Origin of the sequence: Halalkalibacter okhensis (assembly GCF_000787375.1) — a bacterium.
Taxonomy (GTDB): domain Bacteria; phylum Bacillota; class Bacilli; order Bacillales; family Bacillaceae_D; genus Halalkalibacter; species Halalkalibacter okhensis.
Genome location: NZ_JRJU01000003.1, coordinates 131,114 through 144,042 on the forward strand (window position 1 = coordinate 131,114; position 12,929 = coordinate 144,042).

10 protein-coding genes are annotated in these 12,929 nt (G+C 38.9%); 2 read left to right on the plus strand and 8 right to left on the minus strand.

The window, feature by feature from the left end; genetic code table 11:
* Positions 1–356: 356 nt before the first annotated feature.
* Positions 357–2,030, plus strand: a complete 1,674-nt coding sequence (locus LQ50_RS03655; protein WP_052144568.1) for a PucR family transcriptional regulator — start codon at positions 357–359, stop codon at positions 2,028–2,030.
* Between the two features lie 57 nt (positions 2,031–2,087).
* Here LQ50_RS03655 and LQ50_RS03660 read toward each other — a convergent pair whose 3' ends face one another.
* From LQ50_RS03660 to LQ50_RS03680, 5 genes are read right to left on the minus strand one after another with little or no spacing between them, the layout of a single operon-like run.
* Positions 2,088–2,699: a nucleotidyltransferase family protein gene (locus tag LQ50_RS03660; RefSeq protein WP_152608146.1), complete on the minus strand. Its 612-nt coding sequence runs from the start codon at positions 2,697–2,699 to the stop codon at positions 2,088–2,090.
* Positions 2,700–2,735: 36 nt separating this feature from the next.
* Positions 2,736–3,827, minus strand: coding sequence for an XdhC family protein (locus tag LQ50_RS03665; protein ID WP_034626284.1), 1,092 nt, complete (start codon positions 3,825–3,827; stop codon positions 2,736–2,738).
* A gap of 17 nt (positions 3,828–3,844) precedes the next feature.
* Positions 3,845–4,351 (minus strand): (2Fe-2S)-binding protein, encoded by a 507-nt coding sequence (locus tag LQ50_RS03670; RefSeq protein ID WP_237563638.1) that lies wholly within the window; start codon positions 4,349–4,351, stop codon positions 3,845–3,847.
* A gap of 24 nt (positions 4,352–4,375) precedes the next feature.
* Positions 4,376–6,643 (minus strand): xanthine dehydrogenase subunit D, encoded by a 2,268-nt coding sequence (pucD, locus tag LQ50_RS03675; RefSeq protein ID WP_034626287.1) that lies wholly within the window; start codon positions 6,641–6,643, stop codon positions 4,376–4,378.
* A complete protein-coding gene (locus tag LQ50_RS03680; RefSeq protein ID WP_034626289.1) occupies positions 6,627–7,541 on the minus strand; it encodes an FAD binding domain-containing protein in 915 nt (304 codons plus the stop codon). The genes pucD and LQ50_RS03680 overlap by 17 nt, the downstream gene beginning before the upstream one ends.
* Before the next feature lie 569 nt (positions 7,542–8,110).
* On the opposite strand from LQ50_RS03680, the gene LQ50_RS03685 reads away from it, so the two are divergent.
* Positions 8,111–9,421, plus strand: a complete 1,311-nt coding sequence (locus tag LQ50_RS03685) for a globin-coupled sensor protein (protein WP_034626290.1) — start codon at positions 8,111–8,113, stop codon at positions 9,419–9,421.
* A 58-nt stretch (positions 9,422–9,479) separates the two neighbouring features.
* Here the strand turns inward: LQ50_RS03685 and mutM are convergent, their stop codons facing one another.
* From mutM to LQ50_RS03700, 3 genes are all read right to left on the minus strand, one after another.
* Entirely contained in the window at positions 9,480–10,289 is an 810-nt protein-coding gene (gene mutM, locus LQ50_RS03690) for a bifunctional DNA-formamidopyrimidine glycosylase/DNA-(apurinic or apyrimidinic site) lyase (protein WP_034626292.1), read from the minus strand.
* 53 nt (positions 10,290–10,342) lie between these two features.
* Complete coding sequence (locus LQ50_RS03695; protein ID WP_034626293.1) at positions 10,343–11,332, minus strand: sodium-dependent bicarbonate transport family permease; 990 nt, start codon at positions 11,330–11,332, stop codon at positions 10,343–10,345.
* A 62-nt stretch (positions 11,333–11,394) separates the two neighbouring features.
* Positions 11,395–12,924: a spore germination protein gene (locus tag LQ50_RS03700; protein WP_034626294.1), complete on the minus strand. Its 1,530-nt coding sequence runs from the start codon at positions 12,922–12,924 to the stop codon at positions 11,395–11,397.
* Positions 12,925–12,929: the final 5 nt, after the last annotated feature.

A 12,929-nucleotide genomic window follows, 5' to 3' on the forward strand; every position in this document is an offset into this window, starting at 1 on the left:
TGCTCGCTACTTAATAAAAGAAAAAGTATAGAAAACTTGTTTTTCGCCACTTTTACAATAGGCCAGACATAGAAAAGGGTTTATTTCGCCTGTATTTAAAGGATGTTAGAAAACATCACCGTCAAAAACACCAAAGTTAAAAATCCGGCCGCTTTTACCTGAGCCTATTTAATCCGTTAGTAATCGTCGGTACCATTTCTCTTCCCATCCTCCGATCGATTTTCTTGAACCTATTTTGTATGAAATAACTAACTAATAGATAATTTTTGTCAGAAAACCTCACGAAAAAGTTTCAGAATTATAGATTTTCTTGTACATTGTTCACAACGATAGTTTTTTTGCGAGGAGTGAATACAATGAGGTTATTAGATATACTAAACTTACCAACGTTTAAAGAAGCTACGGTTGTGGCTGGAGAAGACGGCCTTACAAAAAACGTTCAGTCCGTCAACCTTATGGACGCTCCTGATATTATTGATTACTTAAATGATGAGCAATTGCTTTTGACAACAGCCTATTCCATTAAGAATAACCCCAATGCATTAATAGAGTTAGTTACACAAATGGCTAACCAAGGTTGTGCCGGGCTCGGACTAAAGACGAAACGCTTCATTGATGAAATTCCTGCTGATGTCATTGAAAAAGCAAATGCTTTGAACTTCCCCATTATTGAAATCCCTCTAAATTACTCTTTAGGTGAAATGTTAAATGAGGCTTTAAGCTGCATCCTAAAAGAGCGGACACATGAGTTAAACTATGCACTTACTATTCATCGTGAGTTTACCGATATTGTTGTTTCAGGCGGAGGCTTTTCTAATATCATTGAAAGTTTAGCAACCATTTTAAACTTACCTGTTATTCTATTGAATTACCGACTCGACATCATGGCCTATTCACACGATATTGATAAGGATGTTTTCTTTGATATTTATTGGTACATTCACGAAAAGATCCACCACGAAAACCTAGACACGTATAAAGTTTTAACCCTTCCAAAAGAAGGAGGAATAAATGAATTTACAGAAGTTTCCATTTATCCTATCAATACAACAAATCAGCAGAAAGGCTATATCATTATTTTTGGTACAGCATTATCAAATCAACCTTCTTTTACACTTGCCGTTGAACAAGCAGCAAATGTCATTTCTTTTGAATTTATGAAATTACATGCTCTTGAGCAACATTCGCGCAGGTTAAAAAATGAGTTTTTTGCAGACCTTGTAGAAGGGGCTATTCCAACTGAAGAGGAGATCATCAACCGGGGCAAAACATACCAATTAAATAAGTCATTACAATACATTTGCATTACTTGTAAAATGGATGACACATCTGACCTTTATCAAGATACTCATCCATTGCAAACAGAAAAAGAAATTAGCTTACGGAGAGATCGCATTTACGAACTTTTCGAATCAATCTTAACAAAGAACTTTGAGAACTGTATTGTTTTTACAAAGGGGGATTTATTCACAACCTTATTAGGTTTTGATTTCTATAATGATGATGTCGAAAAAAACGTCCTAGATTCGATTACAGACTTACAATCTGATTTGTATCAAGCCATCGACTCTTCTATGTCATTTGGAATTAGCAATTATACAGAAAACATAACGGACATACCAACGGCTTTCCAAGAAGCCGTCGATGCATTACGTGCTGGTTACCGCGAAAACAAAAAACGTTTTATCAAAACGTATCGCATTAAGGAGTTAGCAGAAATATTTAAGACGATCCCTTCTCAAAAATTAAAAGAGTTTTACCGATCTACTTTACGAGAATTAGCCTATCCGAAAGATAAAGAAAAAGAAGATCTAGTCCAAACCCTTTCTGTCTTCTTAAATCACAATTGCCAAATATCAGAAACAGCCAAAATCATGTTTATTCATCGAAACACTGTTATTTATCGAATTAAAAAGTGTGAAGAAATACTAGGCCTTGAAATCAAAGGGTCTGACGAAACCCTCACATTACGAATCGCCTTATTTATTCGATCTTTCTTTAATAATAAAATTGAACGACAAGTACTTTAATGTCTATACCTAATATAGGATAGGGGATGACTCAGCAAGTTTAGAATACCTGTTGAGTCATCCCCTTTCTTGTAATGCCCGATGATAATCTTCTGGCGTGTCAATGTCAAAGAGAATACCAGCATCATTAACGATTAACTTCACTTTTTTTACAGAACTCAATATCCCCCTTCCTCCCAAATCTCCTGTAAGCCTCGAGAAGTCCACATCCTTTATATTCCCCCAAAAAATAGGGTGACCTGGCTTCTGGTCATAGTATGGTCGGACAACAAAAGGAGCCGAATTTACTTTCACTCGCCTCCTACCCTCATTGATTACGTTCGTTACTGTGGCATTTTTGATAAAAGGTTGATCACTTAAAAAGAACACGACGGATGGACATGCAGAATCTATATGTTCGAGTCCCGTTAAAAAAGAAGTACTTTGCCCAAGTCGATAATTGGAATTATAGATCCAGCTCACCTTCTTTGATGTGATCTTCATACTTTCTTTAATTTCTTTGGACTGATGTCCAAGAACAACAACCACTTTTTCAAATGGATGAAGTAAAACTTGTTCCAGGACACGTTCTAACAAAATCTTCCCATCTATCTTTAATAGCTGTTTTGTTGTTCCCATGCGAGAAGAGGTTCCAGCAGCTAAAATAACTGCACATACCTTATGATCCACCACACTTGACCTCCCTGATCTAAATTTAATGATCCATTAAAATGTAATTGTCTTTGCATTCCCTTTTTTACGTTGCTTATTTAATACCCGCTTTTTGTTCCTCACTTTAATTAACTCACCAACTATACTTAAACTAATTTCTTCAGCTCCTTCAGCATCAATATCTACACCAATTGGAGAGTGTATCCATTTTGGGACTGGCATTGGATGCATAAGTCGTTCTGTCCGCTTTTTCGGGCCTAGAATCCCAACATATTTCGGTCGATGTTGACTAAAAAAAGCAAGAATCGATTTATCTCTAACAAAGCTATGTGTCATGATTAATATATAGCTATTTAAAGGGATTGAGCGACTTTTTAAAAAGTGTTCAGGATGCTCTTGGATGCAGTGGATGGCATCAGGAAAAAACTCAGCCTTACACCTACTTTCCCTAGGATCAATAACCACTGGTAAAAAGTTAAACTCTGCCGCTCTCTTTACTACAGGTTCAACATCAGGTCCAGCTCCAAAAATAAAAATTGTATCCTTTGATTCATGTAATTCAAATAAAAATTGGGTATTTAACTCAAGATTCATCTGATAATCAAAAATCCGATTTTCTTGATAAAACCGGATGACATCCCTGCTTAACAAACGATCTTTTTCTACTGGGCCTTGCTCGCCTAGCACCTTTCCTGCTTTCGTAAAAAAAAGTCGAGATTTCATTTTCTCCCCAGTAACCTCCCGCACTGAAATAACCTCTTCGCCCATTTCAAAAGCTTCCAATACCGGCGCCCAAGAACTACTTTTATTTGCACTTATCTCTGTCCACTCGATCGGCTCTAATAACACCTTGATCTTGCCATTACACCCGGCTCCTTGTCCCCAGCCTAGGTCATCCTCTGACTGTAAATCATATGTGATCGTTTCTGGCTTCTTATCCTTCATTACTTCATTTGCACGAATTCGTAAATCCTCCTCAAGACACCCTCCGCTAATCAACCCATATTGGTTGCCATTTGCTAAAAAAAGCATTTTCGCCCCTTCATGACGATAACTAGAACCCTCAACTTGGATCACTGTTGCTAATGCACAAGTTTGATTAGGGTGTTGTTTGATAATTTTGAGATACTCATATAGTTCTTTCATGTCAAACACCCCTTCATTTACTTGTTTTGGTGATCTGTTATTCTTCGTAACACTCTGTAAATACCACCGTATCCTGTACATCGACAGAGATTGCCCGTTAACCCATCCTTCAATTCATCCATAGTCGCTTTGGGATTCTCGTTTAATAGCGCTTTAATTGAAACAATCATACCTGGGGTACAATAGCCACATTGAAACCCCCCCTCTTCCAAAAAGGCTTGTTGAACAGGATCGATCATCTCTGTACCGATACCTTCAATTGTCTCAACCTTTTTCCCTTCACACTGATAAGCCATCGTTAAACATGAATTTTGCTGCTTTCCATCAACAAGCACCATACACGCACCGCATCTACCAATTTCACACGATATCTTTGTTCCTGTTAAGTTTAAGTCTGTTCTAATGATATCTACCAACCGACGTGAAGGATCTACCGTAAGTCGAATCGGTACTCCATTTAAGTCGAAAGAGAGAAGATCCTTCGCTTCCTGCTCAACTCCCATTAAATTACCTTTTTGACTCATTCTCATCCCCTCCTAATGGTAACTCTACTGCTCAATGAGAAAAGGCGCTTTTTGCAGCTGCTCTCGATTTACTGGTAGTTCTGTAACCCAAACACCCGTTGCCTCTTTTATCGCCGCAACAATCGCAGGGGCTAAAGCAACAGAGCCTACCTCTCCTACACCTCGAGGGCCAAAAGAGTCTCCATCAGGCAACTGTTCTATTGCCTGCACATGGTGTTCTTCTGGTACATCAAAAATAGTTGGCACTAAATACGTATCTAAGTTTTTCGTTACATATTTCCCATCATTCATCACGGCATCCTCTGTAAGGGTAAAGCCTAATGCCATGACACTTCCTCCTTCAATTTGACCAACATAGCCCATCGGATTAATAACAGGACCTGCTGCAACTGCGTGATCCATTCTCGTTACTTTAACTGAACCTGTTAGTATATTCACTTCAACCTCTGCAATAACCGACGTACTTGTATACAAATAGTGTCCACCTACAAATGGATCTGGAGTAACCGGAAAGTGAAAATCGGTTGAACATTCAAGCTCTCCTACACCACTTTTAGCAATATCTACATAGGTCATCACCTGCTTTGGCCCTTCAAAAGCATCGACCCAAATTCCGCCTGGACCCGTTTTCAACTCTTCCTTCGGATAACCTGTTAACTCATTTACTTTCGTAAACAACCCTTCTAAAAAAGGTCCTTTCAAACGATTAAGTGCTTGCCAAACCATATTTGTTGTTCTAGAGGCCGTCGATGATCCACTTGAAGGGACACGGTCCGTATCCCCAATGACAATACTCAAATCATCCTGATTGCACTGAAAGTGATCTTGCAACAAAATTTCTAATGTCGCGATTAATCCTTGGCCAAACTCTTCGTGCCCGAAAGCAACCTCAATTTTTCCATCTTGATTCAAGCGGATAAGTCCCCCTGCATGATCAGGAATCCCATACCCTAACCCTGAACCATGCATGGCCAGCGCTGCTCCGATGCCACTTTTTAACCATGGCTTTGCACTATTTTGTTTTGTCTTTTTCTTCTCCCAAAGTGGCGATTGCTTGATCGCATCCCACACTTGCTCAGGTCCATTTGTCGGAACCACCCTCTGCCCCATTGGACCGAGATCATTCAGTTTCCTTAAATTCCTTTTGCGTAATTCCCAAGGATCCATCTTCAATTTCTCCGCTAATCGATCAAGCTGACCTTCTAATGCAAAGATCACTTGATTTCCACCAAATCCACGAAACTCTCCAGATATGCCGTTATTCGTATAAACGGCTTTCCCCTTCACATCTACATGAGGAATTTGATAAGGCCCTACTGCATGTTCCGTAGCAAAGTTTAGAACAGGTCCTCCTAATGTAGAATAAGCCCCCGTATCAGACAGAATTTGAACTTGATGAGCCATCAATTCTCCGCTAGCATTTACTCCTGTTTTCATCGTAATTTTCATAGGATGCCTTTTTAACCCAGCCTTAACCGATTCCCATCTTGAATAATGCATCTTTACTGGCTGATGACAACTTAGAGCAAGCAGTGCCCCATATGGTTGCACATTGAGTTCATCTTTTCCACCGAAAGACCCTCCGATCGGACTAGAAATGACACGAACCTGCTCTTCCTCACAACCTAATATTCTTGCGAGCTGCATTCGGTCCTTATACCCGTGTTGTGTCGGAGCATAAACCGTTAGCTTCCCCTCCTGACTAGGGACAAAAATGCCTCCCTCCGTTTCAAGATACGTATGCATTTGCCTTGGGGTCTTGTAAGTTTCTTCAATCACATACTCACAATGCTTAAACCCCTCATCGATGTTCCCACGCTGATAGTCTGTCTGATGCAAGATATTTCCTTGATTGTGTAGTTTAGGTGCTTTAGGTTCGAGTGCTAGTTCGGGCGTGTCTAATGTGAGTAATGGTTCATATTCAACTCGGATAAGCGATAAAGCCTCGTCGGCAATTTCTTCTGTCGTTGCCGCTACCGCTGCAATCGCATCCCCCTCAAAACGAACAAGATCCTGACAAAAGACTGGCTGATCAGGTGTGCTAATTCCAAATCCATTTAAACCCGGAATATCACGATAGGTCAGAACAGCAACTACACCAGGGTAACTAAGTGCTACGGATGTATCTATTGAAACAATTCGAGCGTGTGGAACCGTACTTCTTAGCACTCTTCCATAAAGCATATTTGGAAACGTCATATCCGTTAAATAGCGTAGCTCCCCGGTCACTTTCTCTTGTCCATCTCGTCTTACTTTCCATTTATCACCGCTCGACTTACGATCTAACCACATTCGTCCCACCTCCCTCTTTGTTCCCTTCCCATTGTTCAAACAACTCACTGACTATTAAATTAGCAACCATTGTTTTTTTGTATCCTTCTGATGCAAAGGGGTCTGATGCGGTCTCATACTCATTCGTAATCAATGAAAAAGCTTCTTGAAATAATTGCATAGAGCAGACTTTATTCTGAAGCTCCATTTCCGTATTGGATAGCCGGAGTGGAATAGGTCCACCACTAGCAGCTAAAAAAACATCTTGAACCTCTCCTTGATGGTTCATCCTTCCCCTTCCAGCCACTGTGATTAGTGACGCCGTAAACGTTTCTCGTCGACCTACTTTTTGAAAGAAAGTGAACTGCTCGTTAAACGGCTCTTCAATCTCAATGACAATATCAACTAAAATACGTTGATCTCTTTGAAATCCATTTGCTTGTAGTTTAATCAACCACTCTTCCAATAACTGCGTCTCTATTTCCTCTCCATTAAACCAGCGTAGTTTTGCGTTGTGAACTAAGAACACAGGAATGGTATCTCCTGCTGTTGTATAGATATTTCCTCCAATGGTTGCTACATTTCGAATCGACGGAGCTGCAATTTGGCGACATGCCTCCACCAGAGGAGAAAGATGCTTAGTAATCAACGAATGACGGATGCAGTTTGCTAACGTCACTTGTGAACCAATGGAGATCTCCCTCTTCCCATAAGATAGCCTTTCTCTCACTTCGTTCATTTCTTGTATCAGTTCTAAACTGATCAAATTAGAAGGCATCTTTTTTAAACCAGCCTCCCACTGCGTCCTAAGCCATGTTCCTCCAGATACATAACAATATTCATTGGGCTGGAGAGTCTGCTGAATCTGCCATGCTTCTTTTACATTGTTTGGTCTCCAGATCTTTTTCGTTGCAATCATGACGAGACACCTCTTTCTATAACGAACTCCTGATTTAGATCACTATTAAAACAGTGACTAAATATTCAATCTATTCAAAGCGTACTATTCGATTTCCACGTCGTCATTGTACAAACTAGCTAAAAAACTCCATTGAATTTGTTAATAAAAACTAACGCAAACACTCTACCAATCGCTGAAAACCTAAGAAAAACATAGGAAATAGTGCCGTGTTGCAGATTGTTAGATTTACTTCCTAATTATTTAGAATCAGAAATGATGTTCTTTTTCTATTCACCGGTTACACTTGTTTAACATAACTGAACATGAAGATACAGAATGGTAATTCTATTTTGTACGATTTAACTAATGTTAACAGTTAGTTAGTCAGATTTTATAACTAAGAAGTTTTTTTAGTTAGGCTCAAAACAAAAACAGACCAGGTTATGTAATGTATTAAGAAGGATATAAATGGAACTAGGTAAAAATGAGTAGCGGTCAATGACTTTTATATGCAATAATTAGGGATATGTAGTATTTTTATACTATGAATTCTGGATCGAATTTTATATAGAAAAGAAGTGAAAAACATGGGGAAACTTTTTTCAAAACGAAAAACTAATGTTCAAACTAGCATATTGGCCACTATCGACCGTTCCAATAATAACGTGTGTATTGACCTTCCAAGCTCAAGTACTGTTCTTAAGCAAATAGAACTAATAGATTTGAATATTGAAGACCTTTCCATCATTCGTGCATTCCAGCCTGTTGTTCAAGAACACCTAGAAGGTATCGTTGACCAATTTTACAAAAACCTAGCTAAAGAACCATCTTTATCGTCAATTATTAACGAAAATAGCACCGTCGAACGCTTGAAGAAGACGCTTTTTACACATATCCTTGAAATGTTCAGCGGACAAATTAACGAGCAATTTATCAACAAAAGAAATACAATCGCCCATGTCCATGTAAGGATTGGGTTGCAACCAAAATGGTATATGTGCGCTTTTCAAGACCTGTTATTATCAATCTTTGAAATACTCAATCAATATACTTATAGTAAAGAGGAATTTAAAAAGGCCTCCTCTGCTGTCACTAAAATCTTAAATCTTGAACAACAATTAGTTTTAGAAGCGTACGAGTTAGAAACGGAACGAATTCGACAAATTGCTGAGGACCAACAGAATGTCTTAAAAAGAGAAGTCAAGAAAAACGCAGAGGAATTAGCGGCTGTGAGTGAGGAAACAAGCTCTTCGTTACAAAATGTAACGCAAAAAACAGAAGAAATTACAAAACTAACCGCATCAAGCTCAAATATCGCAATTCAAACGGAAGCTAAATCAAAAGATGGAAAAAATCGTTTAATAAACCTTGAACAAATCATGTTGAATACACAATCAACGATGCATAAAATTTCAAGTGAAATGGAGCAATTAGTTGAGACTTCTAAGAAAATTGAGCAAATTTCTCAAATTGTAACTTCGATTGCTGACCAAACGAATTTACTTGCGCTAAATGCTTCGATTGAGGCTGCTCGTGCTGGCGAACAAGGGAAAGGCTTTGCTGTAGTGGCTGGTGAAGTTCGTAAGCTGGCTGAAAATACGAAAGCAACCGTTTCTGAAGTGTCCAATTTAGTTAACGAGATCAATCGCTCCACAGCGACTATGTCTGAGTCAATCACGCAAAACAATCTTTCCATTGAAAATGGCACAAATGAATCGAGCCAGACCAATCAATTTTTTGATGAGATTCTCCATTCAATGGAAACGATGAAAAAACAAAACATGATGATCGCCACGGAGATGAAGAGCCTAACAGAAATTTTCTCAGAGATTAATCATGCAGCGGAACATGTCGCCGCTTCTTCTGATAACTTAACAAACATAACGACATCATTATAAATCGTTGGAAAAGATGCTCAAAACTGTCTTTTAGTTCTGAGCATCTTTCCTTTCCCCTTTATTTTTGACATTGATCACAATAAAAAGTTTTTCTTGAGGAAATTTTGTCTTTAATAATCCCCTTCCCACAACGTTTACACGGTTCTCCCTCTAGGTCATATACATAACAATGCTTATTATATCCACCAGTCAGTTGATCTCCATTGTATACAGGAATGTCCATGTAACCACCTAGTTGAATTCCTCGTTTTAATACAGTTTGAATGCTATTGTAAAGTCTTATTTTATCCTCTTTAGTTAATTCATTCGTCTGCTTCATTGGCAGTAATTGTGCATGATAGCAAATTTCATCTGAATAAAGGTTCCCAATCCCAGCTATAAATTTTTGATTTACTAAGGATGTTTTTAGCGCTCCCCTTTTCTTATCCATTCGTTCAAGAAATGTTTCTACTGTAAGAGAAGGCGCTAAAGGCTCCGGCCCTAAATCACTTAACGTCTCTTCTAATTGTTCTGCAGTAAGTAAATGCAAATAGCCGAGTCGAAGTCCGATGAAATGTAACTTTTTCTTCCCAAAAGTAATGGTGACTTGTTTTGTCCGGCTTATATCCTCTCCATTTTCAAAAATGTACATGAGTCCACCAAGCATGAGATGGAGCAACAAACTTTTTCCTGTATCAAGTTTGAAAATAAGAAACTTAGCACGACGCTCAATTGCTACAACCGTTCGGGTCTGTACTTCTTGGATAAACGATTCAACAGGTAGATTCACTGTCTTTTCTCTCGTCACTTCAACATCGGTAACTCTTTGACCAGCCAACTTTTCACTAAGAAGACGTCTATACGTTTCCATCTCAGGTAATTCCGGCATATGAAGCCTCCTTTTCTTCTCATTGTTTGTCTTAAATTTTCAATCATGAATAACTAATAAAAGAGAGTGGCAACCCAATAAAAATACGGGATTCCAAACACTAAATTAAACGGCAACGTTAAACCGAGAGCTGATCCTAGGTAAATACCTGAGTTCGCTTCTGGAATCGCTTGAGCAACTGCTGCCGGTGCTGCGATATAGGAGGCGCTCCCTGTTAACACCGCAAAAATAAAAGCTCCCCCCATCGAAAGTCCAATCAACTGTCCTGTTACGATTCCAATTGTCCCTCCAATGACTGGCAGGATAAACGCAAACAAAAAAGAAGCAATGTTTATATTGTTCATTTGTTTGATACTTTGTGTCGCAATCATCCCCATATGCAACAAGAAAATACATAACACCCCATAGAACAAATCGCCGAAGAGAGGTTTAATTAAAAGAAGTCCATCTTCATGAGCTACAAAACCAATAAAAATGCCACCTAATAGCAAGAATATACTTTTTCCAAAGAACGCTTCTTTCACAACATGTTTCATGCTTGCATTTGGATTGATCTCCTCTTGCCCTTTCTTTTGCAAATAGAGCTTGTACATAATAATGGCCACGATAATTGCGGGGCCTTCCATAATGACTAAAATAGCAGACATGTAAGCTTCATAATAGATTCCTACCTTATCAAGAAAAGCTAATCCGGCTATAAACGTAACGGCACTAACCGAACCATAATGAGCGGCAACAGCCCATGAATCGATCACCGAAAAGGAAAAAAGCTTTTGGATAAGAAAATAGGTCATATACAACATAAAAATACTTAATATAACAGCAGCAATAATGGAAGGAACCATCTCCCATAAGGAAACATTCCTAAGCTCTACCCCTCCCTTTATTCCAATCGTAAACAAAATAATCATCGTATACCCTGTATAAAATGCTGTTGGCACTTTCAAATCAGAGTTTACAACAACCGCAAAAATCCCAATAAGGAAGAACAATATCATCGGTGATAACAAATTAGCGTAGGCAATTTCAAGCATTTGATTCATGACAACACCTCAATATGTAATTTAAATAAACGTTTGTTTAATACAGTTGAACAAACGTTTATTTAAACATCTTTCCGCTTTTCATCTAACATCCGCGGTTCAGAAGGACGATTTTTCAACAGAACGAGAGGACCCCTAATCATGAGATCTAACCACTCTTCAAACTTATATGGGGCAAATGGTGACGTATAATAGCTGCCAAAACTTCTTAACCCGACCAAATGAATATTAATTAAAATATAAACGATAACAATCCCAAATAAGCCAAACATAGCCGCAGCAACCATTACGCCAAACCGCAATAATCGAAAGGTTATACTGACGTTGTAAGCCGGAATAGCAAAGGAAGCAATCGCTGTAATGGCTACGATAATGACCATAACTGGACTGACTATCCCCGCTCTTACAGCTGCATCTCCAATCACAAGCCCGCCAACGATGCCAATGGTCTGGCCAATGGCCCTAGGCAAACGGATTCCAGCTTCCCTTAACAGCTCAAACGTTAATTCCATCAAAAATGCTTCAACAAACCCAGGAAACGGAACCCCTTCACGAGTTCCAGCAATCGATAAGGCAAAAACGGTAGGAATCATCCCTTGGTGATAGGAAACCATCGCGATATACAACCCTGGCAAAAATACAGCCATAAATGCAGCGAAATAACGAAGCAAACGAATAAAACTACTAATTTGCCAGCGATCGTAATTGTCTTCAGTTGATTTTAATAAATCGCTAAACGTTATAGGTGCCATTAGAATAAAAGGAGTACCATCCACTACAATAATCACTTTTCCATTGGTTAGAGCATGAATCGTTTTATCTGGCCTTTCGGTTCGCAATACTTGTGGAAAAGGAGATAGGACGTTTTCTTCGATATATTGCTCTATTACCCCTGTCTCTGATAGCAGATCAAGGTCAATACAAGAAAGCCGGTAACGAACTTCCTCCACTAGATCTTGATTCGTAATTCCCTTTAAATAGACAATGGCAAAGTCCGTTTTCGACCTTCTTCCAAGCTGGCCAAATTGAACCGTTAAATTTGGGTCACGTAACCGCCTACGGATTAACATTACATTTGTATGAAGAACTTCATTAAATCCATCTCGCGGTCCACGAACAATGACCTCACTTTCAGGCTCTTCTATTCCTCGTTGATTAAACTGCCTCGTTTCAAACAAAAGCAATTTATCAACCCCATCGATGACAAGAAGTGTTTCTCCTGAAAGAAGAGCAAGAATCGCTTCATCAATCGTTGGAACTTCCTTTGCTTCAATAAAAGTGATCACTTCCGTTAACAAGTAATCAACGAATTGTTTCGTTGTGCGCTCTTCATCGATTTTTGCAAAATAGATTAATGGCCGGATAATTCGATCTTCAATGCCAGAATCAAAGACTAGACCATCAACAAAGAACAAGCTCGCTTTTACCTTTGATCCAATTTTAAAGTCCCTTTGGATAATATCATCACTTTCGCCAACAACATTATGAATGGAGTCAACCATTGACCCAAGATCCTTGGAAAGTCTGATTGGAAATTCATCATCTTTACGTACCTTCTGTTCATTTAGTTTTCGTAAAAGCCTTCTATACATATACT

Excerpts from the sequence above, each read along its gene's own strand:
- LQ50_RS03655 (WP_052144568.1), top strand. The coding sequence starts at position 357 with ATGAGGTTATTAGATATACTAAACTTACCAACGTTTAAAGAAGCTACG.
- LQ50_RS03665 (WP_034626284.1), bottom strand. The coding sequence starts at position 3,827 with ATGAAAGAACTATATGAGTATCTCAAAATTATCAAACAACACCCTAAT.
- LQ50_RS03670 (WP_237563638.1), bottom strand. The coding sequence starts at position 4,351 with ATGAGTCAAAAAGGTAATTTAATGGGAGTTGAGCAGGAAGCGAAGGAT.
- pucD (WP_034626287.1), bottom strand. The coding sequence starts at position 6,643 with ATGTGGTTAGATCGTAAGTCGAGCGGTGATAAATGGAAAGTAAGACGA.
- LQ50_RS03680 (WP_034626289.1), bottom strand. The coding sequence starts at position 7,541 with ATGATTGCAACGAAAAAGATCTGGAGACCAAACAATGTAAAAGAAGCA.
- LQ50_RS03685 (WP_034626290.1), top strand. The coding sequence starts at position 8,111 with ATGGGGAAACTTTTTTCAAAACGAAAAACTAATGTTCAAACTAGCATA.
- mutM (WP_034626292.1), bottom strand. The coding sequence starts at position 10,289 with ATGCCGGAATTACCTGAGATGGAAACGTATAGACGTCTTCTTAGTGAA.
- LQ50_RS03695 (WP_034626293.1), bottom strand. The coding sequence starts at position 11,332 with ATGAATCAAATGCTTGAAATTGCCTACGCTAATTTGTTATCACCGATG.
- LQ50_RS03700 (WP_034626294.1), bottom strand. The coding sequence starts at position 12,924 with ATGTATAGAAGGCTTTTACGAAAACTAAATGAACAGAAGGTACGTAAA.